The organism is Intestinimonas sp., from assembly GCF_026169115.1.
In the GTDB taxonomy this organism is placed as follows: Bacteria; Bacillota; Clostridia; order Oscillospirales; family Oscillospiraceae; genus Intestinimonas.
Genome location: NZ_JAPFEA010000064.1, coordinates 1 through 15,832, shown reverse-complemented (window position 1 = coordinate 15,832; position 15,832 = coordinate 1). Strand labels below are relative to the sequence as shown.

The 15,832-nt window shown below is 65.2% G+C and carries 15 protein-coding genes; 10 read left to right on the top strand and 5 right to left on the bottom strand.

Annotated features, from left to right (window positions below; translation table 11 throughout):
• The first annotated feature begins 149 nt into the window (after window positions 1–149).
• The 8 genes from Q0Y09_RS06215 (at window position 150) to Q0Y09_RS06180 (ending at window position 6,801) form a co-directional block, all read left to right on the top strand.
• The gene (locus tag Q0Y09_RS06215; RefSeq protein ID WP_297719200.1) at window positions 150–962 is read left to right on the top strand and encodes an acetyl-CoA carboxylase carboxyltransferase subunit alpha; all 813 of its coding nucleotides are present in this window, start codon (window positions 150–152) and stop codon (window positions 960–962) included.
• Window positions 959–1,897, top strand: coding sequence for a beta-ketoacyl-ACP synthase III (locus tag Q0Y09_RS06210; RefSeq protein WP_297719197.1), 939 nt, complete (start codon window positions 959–961; stop codon window positions 1,895–1,897). Before Q0Y09_RS06215 ends, Q0Y09_RS06210 begins: the two co-directional genes overlap by 4 nt.
• Window positions 1,898–1,949: 52 nt before the next feature.
• Window positions 1,950–2,885 (top strand): nitronate monooxygenase, encoded by a 936-nt coding sequence (locus Q0Y09_RS06205; RefSeq protein ID WP_297719194.1) that lies wholly within the window; start codon window positions 1,950–1,952, stop codon window positions 2,883–2,885.
• Window positions 2,885–3,814: an ACP S-malonyltransferase gene (gene fabD, locus Q0Y09_RS06200; protein WP_297719192.1), complete on the top strand. Its 930-nt coding sequence runs from the start codon at window positions 2,885–2,887 to the stop codon at window positions 3,812–3,814. The genes Q0Y09_RS06205 and fabD overlap by 1 nt, the downstream gene beginning before the upstream one ends.
• A 3-nt stretch (window positions 3,815–3,817) precedes the next feature.
• A complete protein-coding gene (gene fabG, locus Q0Y09_RS06195) occupies window positions 3,818–4,561 on the top strand; it encodes a 3-oxoacyl-[acyl-carrier-protein] reductase (protein WP_297719189.1) in 744 nt (247 codons plus the stop codon).
• Window positions 4,562–4,577: 16 nt separating this feature from the next.
• Complete coding sequence (gene fabF, locus Q0Y09_RS06190) at window positions 4,578–5,819, top strand: beta-ketoacyl-ACP synthase II (protein ID WP_297719186.1); 1,242 nt, start codon at window positions 4,578–4,580, stop codon at window positions 5,817–5,819.
• A 4-nt stretch (window positions 5,820–5,823) separates the two neighbouring features.
• On the top strand, window positions 5,824–6,252 hold the full coding sequence (fabZ, locus tag Q0Y09_RS06185) for a 3-hydroxyacyl-ACP dehydratase FabZ (protein ID WP_297719183.1): 429 nt from the start codon (window positions 5,824–5,826) through the stop codon (window positions 6,250–6,252).
• A 99-nt stretch (window positions 6,253–6,351) separates the two neighbouring features.
• Entirely contained in the window at window positions 6,352–6,801 is a 450-nt protein-coding gene (locus Q0Y09_RS06180) for a MarR family transcriptional regulator (RefSeq protein ID WP_297719180.1), read from the top strand.
• Window positions 6,802–6,924: 123 nt separating this feature from the next.
• On the opposite strand, the gene pepT is transcribed toward Q0Y09_RS06180, so the two are convergent.
• A complete protein-coding gene (gene pepT / locus Q0Y09_RS06175) occupies window positions 6,925–8,136 on the bottom strand; it encodes a peptidase T (RefSeq protein WP_297719177.1) in 1,212 nt (403 codons plus the stop codon).
• A gap of 144 nt (window positions 8,137–8,280) precedes the next feature.
• On the opposite strand from pepT, the gene Q0Y09_RS06170 reads away from it, so the two are divergent.
• Window positions 8,281–9,219, top strand: coding sequence for an alpha/beta hydrolase (locus Q0Y09_RS06170; protein WP_297719174.1), 939 nt, complete (start codon window positions 8,281–8,283; stop codon window positions 9,217–9,219).
• A gap of 4 nt (window positions 9,220–9,223) precedes the next feature.
• Here Q0Y09_RS06170 and Q0Y09_RS06165 read toward each other — a convergent pair whose 3' ends face one another.
• The 4 genes from Q0Y09_RS06165 to Q0Y09_RS06150 all read right to left on the bottom strand — a co-directional run bounded on the left by Q0Y09_RS06165 (window position 9,224) and on the right by Q0Y09_RS06150 (window position 13,259).
• Entirely contained in the window at window positions 9,224–9,574 is a 351-nt protein-coding gene (locus Q0Y09_RS06165; RefSeq protein ID WP_297719203.1) for an arsenate reductase family protein, read from the bottom strand.
• 131 nt (window positions 9,575–9,705) lie between these two features.
• Complete coding sequence (locus Q0Y09_RS06160; RefSeq protein WP_297719171.1) at window positions 9,706–10,845, bottom strand: M20/M25/M40 family metallo-hydrolase; 1,140 nt, start codon at window positions 10,843–10,845, stop codon at window positions 9,706–9,708.
• 18 nt (window positions 10,846–10,863) lie between these two features.
• On the bottom strand, window positions 10,864–12,288 hold the full coding sequence (gene nhaC, locus Q0Y09_RS06155) for a Na+/H+ antiporter NhaC (protein WP_297719168.1): 1,425 nt from the start codon (window positions 12,286–12,288) through the stop codon (window positions 10,864–10,866).
• A 272-nt stretch (window positions 12,289–12,560) separates the two neighbouring features.
• Entirely contained in the window at window positions 12,561–13,259 is a 699-nt protein-coding gene (locus tag Q0Y09_RS06150) for a YoaK family protein (RefSeq protein WP_297719165.1), read from the bottom strand.
• 207 nt (window positions 13,260–13,466) lie between these two features.
• On the opposite strand from Q0Y09_RS06150, the gene Q0Y09_RS06145 reads away from it, so the two are divergent.
• A complete protein-coding gene (locus tag Q0Y09_RS06145) occupies window positions 13,467–15,530 on the top strand; it encodes a sigma 54-interacting transcriptional regulator (RefSeq protein WP_297719162.1) in 2,064 nt (687 codons plus the stop codon).
• Window positions 15,531–15,832: the final 302 nt, after the last annotated feature.

Sequence of the window (15,832 nt, the reverse complement as noted above, 5' to 3'; positions counted from 1 at the left end):
TAACAGTCTTTCCAACGGACATAAAAGCCCAAGGAGGCAAGGGTCAGCCAGTTGCTCCCCTTATTGTAGCTTAGGCTCGAGATGGAGGGAAAGCCGGACTGGCTGCCCGGCTTTCCTGTCCAAATTTATTGTAATAGGAGGCAAGGACCATGGCTGAGATCACTGCAGCGGAGCGGGTGACCCTGGCCCGCCACGCCGGACGCCCCGGCACGGCGGACTATATCTCCGCCCTGTTCACCGACTTTTTCCCCTGTAAGGGGGACCGGCAGTGCCGGGAGGACCCTGCCATCCTGGGGGGCGTGGCCCTCTACAAGGGCCATCCGGTCACCGTCATCGGCCACCGGAAGGGCAAGACCCTCCAGGAGAACATGGCCTGCAACTTCGGCATGCCGGGGCCGGAGGGCTACCGGAAGGCCCAGCGCCTTATGCGCCAGGCCGAGAAATTCCGCCGGCCCGTCATCACCTTTGTGGACACCCCTGGGGCCTACCCCGGTCTGGAGGCCGAGGCCCGGGGACAGGGAGAGGCCATCGCCTCCACCCTGTCCCTCATGAGCGCCCTGGACGTGCCGGTGGTCACCGTCGTCACCGGCGAGGGGGGCAGCGGCGGGGCCCTGGCCCTGGCAGTGGCCAACCGGGTGCTCATGCTGGAAAATGCCGTCTATTCCGTCCTCTCCCCGGAGGGCTTTGCGTCCATCCTGTGGAAGGACTCCGCCCGGTCCGGGGAGGCCGCCGAGCTCATGAAGCTCACCGCCCGTGACCTGGTGGCGCTGGGGGTGGCCGACGAGGTCATCCCGGAGCCGCCAGGGGGTGCCCACGAAAATCCCCAAGCGGTCTTTGTGGCGGTGGACCGGGCCCTGTCCCGGGCCCTGGACCGGGTGGTCCGGGAGGGGGACTTCGCCCGGCGGCGCTATGAGAAATTCCGTGGAATGGGCAGGCCGCACGTTCGGAAGGAGGGCCTATGAAGGGATTGAAGATCGCGTCCACCGGCCGGGCCCTGCCCGCCAGGGTGGTCACCAACGACGATATGAGCCGCCTGGTGGAGACCAGCGACGAGTGGATCGCCAGCCGGACCGGCATCCGGGCCCGGCACTTCTGTGAGAGGGAGACCCAGACCGACCTGGCCGGGCTGGCGGCCCAGAGGGCGCTGGAGCGGGGAAAGGTGGACCCCAGGGGCCTGTGCGCCTGCATCGTGGCCACCGTCACCCCCGACACCTCCGCCCCCACCAGCGCCTGCCTGTTGCAGCAGCGGCTGGGTCTCCCCGAGGACATTCCCTGCTTTGATATGAATGTGGGCTGCACCGGCTTTATCTACGCCCTCCAGGTGGCCCGGGGCCTTCTGCTCCAGAGCGAGCGCCCCTACGCCCTGATCGTCGGAGCGGAGGCCCTCAGCCGTATCACCGACTTTACCGACCGGGGCACCTGCGTCCTCTTCGGCGACGGCGCCGGAGCCGCCGTGGTGACGCTGGCGGAGGGGGGCCCCTATGCCTGCACCCTGGGGGCGCGGGGGGACGCCGAGGCCATCTTCATTGCCGGCCCCGGCCCCCAGCCCCCCTGCATCCGCATGGACGGACAAAAGGTCTTCCGCTTCGCCGTAGAGGCGGTGCCCCACTGCGTCCATGTCCTGCTGGAGGAGACCGGCCTGGCCCTGGAGGACATCGACTGGTTCGTGCCCCACCAGGCCAACAAGCGCATCATCGACCATGTGGCCAAGAAGCTGAAGGCGCCCAATGAGAAGTTCTACCAGAACATGATGCGCTATGGAAACACCTCGGCGGCCAGCATTCCCATCGCCCTGGACGAAATGGCGGAGCAGGGCCTGCTCAGGCGGGGCCAAAAGGTCCTCTGCGTCGGCTTCGGCGCGGGGCTCACCTGGGGCGGAGTCCTGCTGGAGTGGTAACAAGGGCAGGCCGGTACCGGCTGCCATCAAGAGAGTAAGGACGGTCATCACGATGAAATTGAACGAGATCCTGGGGACGGAATTCCCCATCATCCAGGGCGGCATGGCCAACATCGCCACCGGCGAATTCGCCGCCGCCGTCTCCAACGCCGGGGCCATGGGCCTCATTGGCGCGGGGGGCATGGACGCCGACACCTTTCGGGAAAACATCCGCAAGTGCCGCACCCTCACCCACAAGCCCTTTGGCGTGAACATCATGCTCATGCACCCCCAGGCCAGAGAGATGGCCCAAATCGCCGCCGAGGAGCGGGTCCCCTTCATCACCACCGGGGCCGGGAACCCGGCCTCTTACATCCCCATGTGGAAGGAGGCGGGGGCCAAGGTCTTCCCCGTGGTCTCCGTGGTGGCCCTGGCCAAGCTGGTGGCCCGGGCGGGGGCCGACGGCGTCATCGCCGAGGGCACCGAGTCCGGCGGCCACGTGGGCGAGCTCACCACCATGGCCCTGGTCCCCCAGGTCCGGGACGCGGTGGACCTCCCGGTGGTGGCCGCCGGCGGCATCGCCGACAGCCGCCAGCTGGTGGCCGCCTTTGCCCTGGGGGCCTGCGGCGCCCAGGTGGGCACCTGTCTGCTGGTCAGCGAGGAGTGCCCCATCCACGAAAATTACAAGGCAGCCGTCCTCAAGGCCAAGGACAGCGGCACCGTGGTCACTGGCCGCATCGGCGGCACCCCGGTGCGCATCCTCAAAAACCCCATGGCCAAGACCTACATCGCCAAGGAGAAGGAGGGTGCCGACAAGCTGGAGCTGGAGGAATTCACCCTGGGGGCCCTGCGCCGGGCCGTCTTTGAGGGCGACGTCAAGTCCGGCAGTCTCATGGCCGGCCAGGTGGCCGGTATGCTCCATGAGGTCCGCCCCCTCCGGGCCATCCTGGAGGAGCTGTGCGGGGGCTGCCGGGGCGTCCTGGAGCGCATGGAAAAGGAGGGCTTTTGATGAAGCTGGCCTTTCTCTACGCCGGTCAGGGCACCCAGCACGCGGGCATGGGCCGGGACCTCTACGAGACCTATCCCGCCTTCCGGGCGGTGCTGGACGCCGCCAAGGTGGATTTTGACCTCAAAAAGCTGTGCTTTGAGGGACCCGACGAGGTCCTGAGCCAGACCCAGTACACCCAGCCCTGCATGGTGGCCTTTGCCGCCGGCGTCACCGCCGTCCTCTATGAAAAGGGCGTCCGGCCCGCCATGACCGCCGGCCTGAGCCTGGGCGAGTACTCCGCCCTGTGCGCCGCCGGGGTCCTCACCCCGGAGCAGGCCGTGGAGCTGGTGGCCTTCCGCGGCAAGGCCATGGCCGGGGCCGTAAAGGACCGGCCCAGCGCCATGGCCGCCGTCCTCATGCTGGAGCGGGAGACGCTCCAGAAGTGCTGCGACGCCGCCGCCCACCTGGGCGTGGTCGAGATCGCCAACCTCAACTGTCCCGGCCAGATCGTCATCGGCGGCGACGCCGCCGCCGTGGCCGAGGCCAGCCGCCTGGCCAAGGAGCACGGTGCCAGGCGGGTCCTGCCCCTGAAGGTGAGCGGCCCCTTCCACACCTCCCTCATGGCCCCCGCCGGGGAGGCCCTGGAGGAGCGGTTCCGCACCGTGGAATTTGCCCCCATGCGCTGTCCCGTCCTCTTCAACTGCAAGGGCGACGTGATGGGCCAGGGGGACACCATCCCCGGTCTGCTGGTCCGGCAGGTCCAGAGCAGCGTCCATATGGAGGACACCATCCGCAACATGGCCGCCCACGGGGTGGACACCATCCTGGAGATCGGCCCGGGCAAGGCCCTGAGCGGCTTTGTCAAGAAGACAGACAAGAGCATCACCACCTGCGCCGTGGAGACGGCGGAGGACCTGGAGGCGGCGGTGGCCGCCCTGAAAGGAGCATAAGAGATGAGCTTACAGGGTAAATGCGCCCTGGTGACCGGCGGCAGCCGCGGGATTGGCCGGGCGGTCTGCCTGGAGCTGGCCCGCCAGGGTGCCCGGGTCGCCGTAAATTACGCCGGGAATGCCGCCGCCGCAGAGGAGACGGTGGGCGCCTGCGCCGCTCTGGGGGCGGAGGCTTTCGCCCTCCGGGCCGACGTGGCCGACGCCGCCGCCTGCGAGGCCATGGTGAAGGAGGTCCTCGCCCGCTTCGGTCGGCTGGACATTCTGGTCAACAACGCCGGCGTCACCCGGGACGGCCTCATGCCCATGATGAAGGAGGCTGACTGGGACGCCGTGCTGGACACCAACCTGAAGGGGGCCTTCCACTGCATGAAGGCGGTCTACCGCCCCATGATGAAGCAGAAGTATGGCCGGGTGGTCAACCTCTCCAGCATCGTGGGCCTCCGGGGCAACGCCGGACAGGCCAACTATGCCGCCAGCAAGGCCGGTCTCATCGGCCTTACAAAGTCCATGGCCAAGGAGCTGGCCGCCCGGAACGTCACCGTCAATGCGGTGGCCCCCGGCTTTATCGACACCGATATGACGGCCGCCCTGCCCGAGAAGGCCCGGGAGGCCATGCTGACCGCCATCCCCATGGGGCGGCTGGGCCAGGCCGAGGACGTGGCCAAGGCCGTGGCCTTCTTCGCCGGGGACGACGCCGCCTACATCACGGGCCAGGTCCTGTGCGTGGACGGCGGCATGGCGGTATAAGGGAGGAGTGCAAGAGATGGAAAGAAGACGGGTCGTCATCACCGGCCTGGGGGCGGTGACCCCTGTGGGGCTCACCGCCGCCGAGAGCTGGGAGGCCGTGAAGGCCGGCAAGTGCGGCATCGGCCCCATCACCCTCTATGACGCCTCCAGCATGAAGGCCAAGCTGGCCGGCGAGGTCAAGGGCTTTGACCCGGCCAACTACATGGAGAAGCGGGAGGCCCGGAAGGTGGACCGGTTTGCCCAGTTCGCCCTGGCCGCCGCCCGGGAGGCGGTGGAGCAGAGCGGCCTGGACTTCGCCGGCGAGGACCCCTACCGCTGTGGGGTCATCCTCTCCGCCGGCATCGGCGGGCTCTATACCCTCCAGCACGAGACCGCCAAGGGCGAGCAGAAGGGCTATGACAAGATCTCCCCCTTCTTCATCCCCATGTCCATCGGCAACATGGCCGCCGCCCACATCGCCATCCGCTACGGGCTCAAGGGCATGGCCTCCTGTCCCACCACCGCCTGCGCCGGCGGCACCAACGCCGTGGGCGACGCTCTGCGCCAGATCCGGGACGGCTATGCCGACGTGGTCCTGTGCGGCGGGGCCGAGGCTGTCATCACGGAGCTGGCTATGGGAGGCTTCACCTCCATGCACGCCCTCCACATCGGCGACGATCCCGCCGCCGCCTCCATCCCCTTTGACGCCCGCCGCAGCGGCTTCGTCATGGGCGAGGGGGCCGGCGTACTGGTCCTGGAGGAGCTGGAGCACGCCAGAGCCCGTGGGGCCGTCATCCTGGGCGAGGCGGTGGGCTACGGCGCCACCTGCGACGCCTACCACATCACCGCCCCCGCCCCCGGCGGGGCTGAGGGGGCCAAGGCCATGTCCATGGCCCTGGCGGACGCCGGCGTGGCGCCGGAGGAGGTGGGCTACATCAACGCCCACGGCACCTCCACCCCCATGAACGACGCCTGCGAGACCCAGGCCATCAAGACGGCCTTCGGCGACCATGCCTACCACCTGGCGGTGAGCTCCACCAAGTCCATGACCGGCCACATGCTGGGGGCCGCCGGCGCAGCCGAGGCCGTCTTCACCGCCCAGGCTCTGCTGGAGGGCTTCCTGCCCCCCACCATCGGCTACCGTGAGCCCGACCTCGCCTGTGACCTGGACATCGTGCCCAACGAGGGCCGGGCCGCCGACCTCCGGTACGCCATGTCCAACTCCCTGGGCTTCGGCGGCCACAACGCCAGTATCCTGCTCAAGAGATGGGAGGGTTGAGACTGTGGAGCTGAACATTGAAGAGATCCAGGAGATCATCCCCCACCGCCCCCCCTTCCTGCTGGTGGACAGGATCACCGACTTCGTTCCCGGCGCGTGGGCCAAGGGCATCAAGGCCGTCACCGTCAACGAGCCCTTTTTCATGGGCCATTTCCCCCAGTACCGGGTGATGCCCGGCGTGCTCATCATCGAGGCCCTGGCCCAGGTGGGGGCGGTGGCCATCCTCTCCCTGCCGGAGAACAAGGGGAAGCTGGCCTTCTTCGGCGGGATCAAGAACGCCCGGTTCAAAAAGCAGGTCCGGCCCGGCGACGTGCTGGAGCTCTCCTGCGAGCTCATCGAGCGCCGGGGCCCCATCGGCTTCGGCAAAGCGGTGGCCAAGGTGGACGGGAAGGTGGCCGCCCAGGGCGAGCTCACCTTCGCTGTCGGCAGCTGACCCATTGCCAAAACGGCGGATCTCAGGTAGGATATAGAAGAGAAGCCTGCGTGCGCGGCAGACGCACGCGGAAATACCGCCGTTTTGGAGGGGAAGAGCATGCTGGAACAGGCGTTCAATGACGTGTATACCAAATTCAAGCTTCATTTTTACCGCTCGGTATTCGGGCGCTTCCAGAAGCGGGAGGCCAGCCTGACCACCGTGGAGACCTTCTGCATGGAGATCATCATGGCTCTGGGGGAGCCCACCGTCAATGAGTTCTCCAGCTTTGTGGGCATCTCTCCGCCCAATGCCGCCTATAAGATCAACAACCTGATCCAGAAGGGGTATGTCCGTAAGGAGCAGTCTGAGACGGACAAGCGGGAGTACCATCTGGTGGTCACCCAGAAGTACATCGACTACTACAACATCAGCTACGGCTATCTCTCCACTGTGATGGACCGGATCAAGGCCCGCTTCCCGGCGGAGGACGTGGCCCGGATCGAGGAGATGCTGGACATCATCTCCGACGAGCTCATGCCCGAGATCGTCCTTCCCAAACGGAGCTGAGCATCGCCGGCATCCCACACAACACAAAAACGGACCCCCGCGCGGCAGCTCCTGCCTGCGCGGGGGTCCGTTTGCTTTTCTGTCGGGGACCGGGCCAACCCCTGTCAGGGCGTTGGGTCCGGTTTATTTCTGCTCGGTGACCAGCTCCACCAGGACCTGGACCATCTTCTCCATGGACTGGACGGGGATATACTCCATGATGCCGTGGAAGTTGGCGCCGCCGGTGGACAGGTTGGGGCAGGGCAGCCCCATATAGGACAGCCGGGCGCCGTCGGTACCGCCCCGGATGGGCACCTCCACCGCCTCCACGCCCACCTTGGCAAAGGCGGCTCTGGCCCGGTGGATCAGGTACATGTGGGGCTCGATCTGGGCCTTCATATTGTAGTAGGAATCCTTCAGCTCCACCTGCACGGTGGTGGACCCATATTTTTCGTTGAGGTAGGCGGCGATGAGGTTCATCCGCTCCTTCCGGGTCTCAAACCGCTCCCGGTCATGGTCCCGGATGATGAAGTCCAGCCGGGCCTCCGTCTCGTCGCCCTCCATGTGGCACAGGTGGTAAAAGCCTTCGTAGCCCTCGGTGTGGGCGGGGGTCTCCGCCGGGGGCAACATCCCCACAAACTCCATGGCCATCAGGCTGGCGTTGCGCATTTTGTCCTTGGCGGAGCCGGGATGGATGTTGAAGCCCCGGACCGTCACTTTGGCGGAGGCGGCGTTGAAGTTTTCATACTCCAGCTCGCCCAGCTCGCCGCCGTCCACGGTGTAGGCCGCGGCAGCGCCGAAGCCCTCCACATCGAAGTGGTCGGCTCCGCTCCCCACCTCCTCGTCGGGGGTGATGGCCACGGCAATGCGGCCATGGGGGAGTTCGGGGTGGGCCGCCAGGTATTCCACAGCGGTGAAGATCTCCGCCACGCCGGCCTTGTCGTCGGCGCCCAGCAGGGTGGTGCCGTCGGTGACGATGAGGTCCTGTCCCACATAGCGGGCCAGGCTGGGGAACTCGGACGCCCGCATGGTCACAGAGTCGGAGAGGGGGATGTCCCCGCCCTCGTAGCGGACCACCCGGGGGTTGACGTTGGCGCCTGGGGCGGAGGGGGCGGTGTCCATATGGGCGATGAGCCCCACGCAGGGGACCCCCTCGCAGCCCACGGTGGCGGGGAGCCAGCCGTAGACATAGCCGTACTCGTCCATCCGGGCCCCGTGAAGCCCCAGCTCGGAGAGCTCCTGGGCCAGGGCGGCCCCCAGGACCTTCTGCTTTTCCGTGGTGGGTACGGTGTCGGAGTCCTCGCTGGACTGGGTATCATAGGAGACATATCGCAAAAAACGCTCGGTCACATTCATTTGGGATCAGATCCTTTCTGCCAGGCAGCCCGGCCAGGCTATTGACGGCGGGGGCGTCTTGGTCTAAACTTTGGGTACGGCAGGACGGATGCGTCCGGCCAAATCAGGACAGAGCCATTTTATCACAAAAGGAGCGTGACTGCTATGGTCTTACGGGAGGAATTTTATTTTCCCTCCAGCGACGGCGAGCATCAGGTCCACGGCATCTGGTGGCTCCCCCAGGACCAGCCCCCCCGGGCCATGGTCCAGCTGGTCCACGGCATTTCAGAATATATGGGGCGGTATGACCCCTTCGCCCGCTTCCTCGCCGAGCACGGCTTTGCCGTGGCCGGCCACGACCATCTGGGCCACGGCGGCACCGCCAGGGATCGGAGCGAATATGGCTATTTCAGCGCCCGGAACGGCTGGGATTACCTGGTCCGGGACGTCAAGTCCCTCCACGATCAGATGGACCGCCGGTTCCCCGGCCTGCCCCACTTCCTGCTGGGGCACTCCATGGGCTCTTTTGTGTCCCGGACCTACCTCATCGAGCACCCCGGCACCGTGGACGGCTGCCTGCTCCTGGGCACTGGTCAGGAGTCCCCTGCTCTGGTGGCCTTTGGCAAGGCCCTCTCCGGCGCGCTGTGCCGCCTGCGCGGTGGCCGCTACCACAGCCCCCTGGTCACGGCCCTCTCCCTGGGGGCGTACAACGCCCAGTTCCGTCCCACCCGCACAAACGCCGACTGGATCAGCCGGGACACCGCCGCCGTGGACGCCTACGTCTCCGACCCCCTGTGCCGGTTCGTCCCCACTGTGGGCATGTTCCGGGACATGATGGGCGGCCTCCAGCGGATCGCCAATCCCAAAAATCTGTCCCGGATGGACCCCAGGACCCCGGTGGGGCTCTTCTCCGGGGACGCCGACCCGGTGGGGGCCCGGGGCAAGGGGGTGGAGAAGGTGGCCGGCTTCTTCCGCCGGGCCGGCTGCCAGGACCTGACGGTGAAGCTCTACCCCGACGCCCGGCACGAGCTCCTCAACGAGCTCAACCGGGCGGAGGTCTTCTCCGACCTCCTGGCCTGGCTGGAGGAGCGCCTGCCCGGTTGAGCCCTCAGCCCAGGAAAGCGGTCCACGCCTCCTCCTGGAAGCCCACCAGCACCCGGTCCCCATCCACCAGGATGGGCCGCTTGACCAGCATGCCGTCCCCGGCCAGCAGGGCAAGCTGCTCCTCCTCCCCCATAGCGGGGAGCCGGTCCTTCAAGCCCAGCGCCTTATAGCTCTGGCCGCTGGTGTTGAAGAACTTCTTGAGGGGCAGACCGGAGGCGGTCCACCAGGCCCGCAGCTCCTCCGCCGTGGGGGGCTGGGTCTTGATGTCCCGGACCTCAGCGGCGGCGCCGTGGGCGTCCAGCCACTTTTTGGCCTTCTGACAGGTGCTGCACTTAGGATACCACACAAATAACATGGTCATTCCGTCCTTTCTCCGCCCTTCCGGCGGCTCGTACTGCTGTTATACCATATCCTGCGTCCAAAATGCAAGCCCGCCGGCGCGCCCAAAGGGCTGCGCCGGCGGGCTCAGTTTCGTTGCTTTTGCTGTTATTTCAGCAGCTCGGCCACGGTGCGCTTATAGATCTCGGCGCAGTTTTTCACCTGCCAGGGGTGGCCGTACTCGTTGGCCGCGTGCATGCCGCCGCCGGAGGGGCCGAAGGTGACGGTGGGGATGCCCAGGGAGACGGCCAGGATGTTGGAGTCGCAGACGGAGGGGTCGTAGGCCACGGGGAGGTCGCCGCCGGTGACCTCCTTGAACTTGGACTGGAGGGTGGTGACCAGGAAGTCGTCGGGCTCCAGGGCGAAGGACTGCATATAGGGGGAGGAGCGGGGCTTGAGGCGGATGTCCACCTTGCCCTCCAGGCCCAGCTCCCGGGCCGCGCCCATCATCTGCTCGATGCAGGTGGCCTCGGTCTCGCCGGGGACCACATACCGGTCCACAAAGAGGTAGCAGCTCTCCGGCACCACCAGGGTCCCGGCGTTGCCGCCCTCCATGTACCGCACGCACCAGGTCCCGTGCTTCAGGTTGGGGTGGGTGAGAGTGGGCAGGGCCTCGATGGCGGCGGCCAGCTTTCCGCCGGTGATGAGGGCGTTCTCGCCCACGGCGGGATAGTGGCTGGCATGGGCGGCCACGCCGTGGACGGTGACCTCAAAGCTGTACCGGCCCCGGAAGCCGATGGCCACATTGTCGTAGCGGCACTCGGCCATGATGGCGTAGTCGGCGGTGATGCCCTCCTCCACCAGCTGATAGGTGCCCTTGGAGAGGCCCTCCTCATCGGAGACGAAGCAGGCTTCGATGCTTCCGGTGAACTCCTCCTTGTGCTGGGAGTAATACTCCAGGGTCTCCAGGATGGCCGCCAGGCCGCCCTTCATGTCCATGGCGCCCAGGCCGTGGACCTTGTCCCCGTCCTCGGTGGGGGTAAAGGGGTCGGTGTTCCAGCCGCTGGCCACGGCCACGGTATCGATGTGGCCGATGAGCATGACGGTCTTTCCCGGCTTGCCGCTGTCCAGAACGGTCCAGATGGAGGGGCGGACCTTCTCCTCCCGATCCTCGGGGAAGTAGCTGTAATGGGGCTCCAGGTTCATGGCCCGCAGTTCCTTGGCCACATAGTCGGCCAGATTCACCTCGTGGCCGTTGACCGAGTTGATGCGGATCATATCATACCAGCGTTTGATGATCTTTTCCACAGAAATATCCTCCTTTTGTCAGCGGGCGGTTTTCTGATCTTTGAGCTTGGCCATGCCGATGCCGGTCAGGCCCATGACAATCGAGATCACGATGGACAGCCAGAGCATGGGGGCAAAGGGGGCCAGGGTCATATTGTCCACGCCGAGGGTGCTGGCCACATAGGCGCCGGTGGTAGCCCAGGGCACCAGGGGCGCAAGGCCGGTGCCGGTGTCCAGCATGATGCGCATGAGGTTCTTCTTGTCCAGGCCGTACTCCGGGAACATATCCTTCACCATGGAGCCCACCACGGGATAAGAGACATAGTAGGCGCCGGTGATGGTGAAGAAGACGCCGTGGAGGGCGAGGACGCCGGTGGCCATGACTTTGCCGTTGCGGGCCACTTTGCGGACGAAGTCCAGCAGGATGTCCACCACGCCGGCGGTGCGCAGGGGAGCTCCGAAGACACCGGCGGAGATCAGCAGGCCGATGGTGTTGAGCATGCTGGTGAGGCCGCCGCGCTGGATCATGCTGTTGACGACCTCGTTGCCGGTGTCGCCCTTATAGCCCTCGTACATGGCCATGAAGACGCTCTGGGCCCCGTCGGCGGCCTGGATCAGGGGCGCGCCCTGGAAGACCACGGCCAGAATGGCGCCCACGACAATGCCGGCGGTGAAGGTGGGCAGGGTGGGCTTTTTCAGGACGATGAGGACCACCACCACCACGGGGGGCAGCAGGAGCAGGGGATTGAGGTTGAAGCTGGTGGTGACGGTGCTCATGATTGCGTCATAGACCTCGCCGCCCACGGTGCCGCTGCTGAAGCGCAGGCCGTAGACCGTCAGGAAGATCACCGAGATGAGCCAGGCGGGCCCGGTGGAGATCAGGGCGTGCTTGATGCCATCCATCAGGGGCACGTCGGTGACGCTGGACACCAGGACGGGGGAGTCGGACAGGGGGGAGATCTTGTCGCCGAAGAAGGCGCCCACGCAGATGGCGCCGGCGGTGACAGGCAGCGGCACGCCCAGCCCCTGGGCCACGCCCATGAAGGCCACGCCCACGGTGGCCAGGGTGCCCCAGGAGGTGCCGGCCATCGAGGACATGATGGTGCAGACGATGCAGGTGATGGGCAGGAAGAGCCCTGGGGTCAGGATCTTCATGCCGTAGTAGATCATGATGGGCACGGTGCCGGAGATCATCCAGGTGCCCACCAGAACGCCCACGGCGATGAGGATCAGGATGGCCACCAGCATGGAGCTGATGGTGGACTTGATGTCCGCCTGCAGATCGTCGTACTTGATGCCGAAGCAGCTGGCCATCACGCACATGACGACGCCGTCCACCAGCAGGATCACATGGTTCTTGGCCTTGAAGACCATCAGGCCCAGGAAGATGATGGCGATGCCGACGACGATCATCAGCAGCGCCTGCCAGGGTTTTACGATTTTGCGCTGTGTGGTCTCACTCATAGTTCTTTCCTCCTCTTTTTTGCGGAGCCCCTGCGTCCGGGCTCCCCTCTGTCCAGATCATAGTGCAAGGCATGTGCCAGTTTCTTTGCCGCCGGCCCGTCCTATCGGGAAAATCGCTGAATTTGCAGGGGCTCTCCCACAAAATTTTGTTTCTTTCTCTCTCGGTCCGGAGACAGGTCCCGCCCGCCGCCCCGCCCGCAAAAGAATAACGGGGTGTTTTCAAGGCGATATAGCTCAAAATATCGCCCCAAAAACGCCCCGTTTTATTCTGTTCAGGCCGCCGCAGGCGCGGTATCCCGCCGCTGGTCCAGGTACATCCAGAGCAGCCACACCGCCAGGAGGACGCAGCCCGCCCAGCTGGCCCGGACCCCCAGCCAGAGGCACAGCAGCGCGCTGATCGCAGCGCCCAGGATGAAGGAGCAGAGCAGCGCGGCATAAGCGCCCATTTTACGCACCGCAGCGGCGTCGCGCCCTGCCGCCGCCGCATAGATGAGCTGCCCCATCGTGCGGAGGTTGCCGGTGCAGATGGTGGTGTTGTGCCCGCCCCCTGTCCAGGTCCGGAAGAGGTCCAGCTGGAAGCCCGTGACCAGGGACATGAATGCGTTTACATAGAAGTGCGGCACCGTATCGGGGATGAAGCCCACCGCGAAAAAGGCCAGCAGCTCGGCCAGCATGGCCTTTCTGTGCCAGTCGCCCCGCAGCCAGGGCCCCGCTTTCCCGCCGGTCCCCTTCACGCACTCGCACAAAATGGCGCCCAGCAGGCACCCCAGAATGGGGACGATGGCGTTGAACACGCCCGTCCAGTCCCCGGTGGCTACGCTGACGCCCACCTTGGCCATATTGGCCGTGTGGGCGTTGGCGAAGACGCCCCCTCTGGTCATGCAGGTATAGGCGTTGCAGAAGCCGCCCAGCGCCGTCATACCCGCCATAAACGGGACGGTCTCCACCAGCTTTACCGTCTGATCTCTCATTCTCTCTCACCTCAGTCAGATTTCTGCGGGCCCTCCTCTCGGACCAGCCCTTTCCAAGAAGATATAGCAAATCCAATGCCACTTTCTGTGCCAGACCGGCTGGTCGGGAGGTGTCCGCCCTTTTGCATAAAAGATATTGTACCTTGCATCCCGCCCGGATGCAAGGTACAATGTTCAAGCAGAGAAACTTTATGCGGGGGCATGCTTATGAAGACCCTTCTTCTCGTCACCAAGCGGAAATCGGTGCAGGAAATGTACCGCACAGAGCTGGAAAAGGTGTTCCATGGCCGTCTGAATTTCCTATCCTGCGTGCAGCTGGACGACAGCGCCGATTTCTCCGCCAGCAGCGGGATCGCCCAGGCCGACATCGTCCTGCTCACCAACCCCTATTCCTTTCCCCGGGCCCGGCGGCAGGTGCGGGAGGACGCGGCCATCATCACGCTGGACTTCGCCTTCTCCAAGGAGAAGGTGGAGGCTCTCAAGCGTTTTCCGGTGGGCACCGAGGCGCTGGCCTGCTTCAACTACTACTCCTCCGCCCACCAGGCGGTCAACGCCCTCTACATGGCCGGGGTCACCAACCTCAACCTCTACATCCACTACCCCGGCAACAAAAATCTGACCGGGAAAAAAATTGAACTGGCCATCACCGCCGGACCGACGGACGACATTCCCGCCGGGATCGACCAGGTCTTTGATCTGGGCAGCCGCAAGCTCTCCATGACCACCCTGCTGGAGATCGCGGTCAAGGCCAACATCCTGGACGGCGACATACAGGAGCGCATCTCCCGCTACTGCGACACCATCTCCACACCGGACAGCTACCTCTCCTATTTTTACGACGCCTCGGCCCACACCATCCTCCAGCTCAAGGCCATCATGGAGTGCATCGACTACGGCATCGTCATCTATGACCAGGGCGGGACCATCATCAATTTCAATGAAAACTTTGTCCAGCTTTTGGGTCTGCCGCCGGACCTCTACGGAAAAAAGCTCAGCCAGCTCCGGTGGGACAACGAGCTGGGTCCCCTCCTCCTCTCCGGCTCGGAGTTCCGCAACCGGCTGTGTACCCTGCGGGAGCAGGGGCGCAGCCTGACCGTCTCCAAGGAGAAGATCAACAAGGGGGACCACCGCCGTGACCTCTACATTCTTCTCATCAAGGACATCACAGAGCTCACCAATCTGGAGACCTCCCTCCGCCGCCAGATCGCCAAGCGGGGGCATGTGGCCAAGTACACCTTCCCGGACATCATGGGCAGCAGCCCCTCCCTGGTCCAATGCGTCAAAAAGGCCCGGCGGATCGCCCAGATCGACAAGCCCACCCTCATCATCGGCGAGAGCGGCACCGGCAAGGAGCTCTTCGCCCAGTCCATCCACAACGCCTCCAGCAGAGCCCGCTTCCCCTTCGTCGCCATGAACTGCGCCGCCATTCCTCCCACTCTGTTGGAATCTGAGCTCTTCGGCTACGACGAGGGGGCCTTCACCGGCGCCAAGCGGGGCGGCAAGGAGGGCCTGTTCCAGATGGCCCAGAAGGGCACCCTGTTTTTGGACGAGATCGGCGAGCTCTCCCTCCCCACCCAGGCAAAGCTCCTGCGCGTCCTGGAGGAAAAGGAGATCATGAAGGTGGGCAGCGGCGAGCTCATCGGCGTGGACGTCCGCATCATCGCCGCCACCAACCGGGACCTCAACGCCCTGGTGGACGCCGGCGAATTTCGTCTGGACCTCTATTACCGGCTCAACACCCTCATCATCAACGTCCCGCCCCTCCGGGACCGCCGCTCCGACATTCCCCTCCTGATCCGGGCATTTTTGCAGCAGGAGCGGCTGGACCCTGTGGAATTTGATCCCACCGTCTGGCGCTTCCTGATGGATTACAACTGGAAGGGCAACATCCGCGAGCTGCGCAACTGTGTGGAGTATATGGCCAACATCTCCGACGGCGTCATCACCATGGAGCACCTGCCGGACTATATGCTCTCTCACCCCGCCGGTCCCCGTCCGGAGCCATCCCCCCTCGCCGCCGGCCCCTGGCCAGGCGAGGACCAGGGCCTTGTACGGGATATCCTCCTCCTGCTGGCGGAGAAGCCGCTGGGCCGCCGGGCCCTCCTCCTGTCCCTTTCCCAGCGGGGAGGACAGGTCACGGAATATCACCTCCGGTGGCTCCTCACCCTGCTCCAGGAGCAAGGCTACCTCACCTTTGGCCGGGGCAGGGCCGGCTGCGCCCTGACGGTCTCCGGGCGGTCCCTGCTCAAAGCCCTCGCCGACAGGTCGTGATTTTTCCGTCACACAGCGCCCGCAAAAGACAAAAACCGGCCCGCCGTGGGAGTTTCCCACGGCGGGCCTCAGGTTGTCGAAAACGTGTCCATAGGCCGGATTTTGTGCAAGAGCCTCGCAGAGTTCCGTCATCCACAGATGACGGAATACGGTGGAATCTGTTTTTTCCGGCGACATGCGCGTCGGAAAAAACACTGCTCAGGCCGCAAACGTGCGGCGCAGTCTCTTCGGCTGCGCCGTGCGCTGCAGCGGCCTGCATCCCTTCGAAAAAATGCTTGCATTTTTGAGAGAGCCTGTCGACT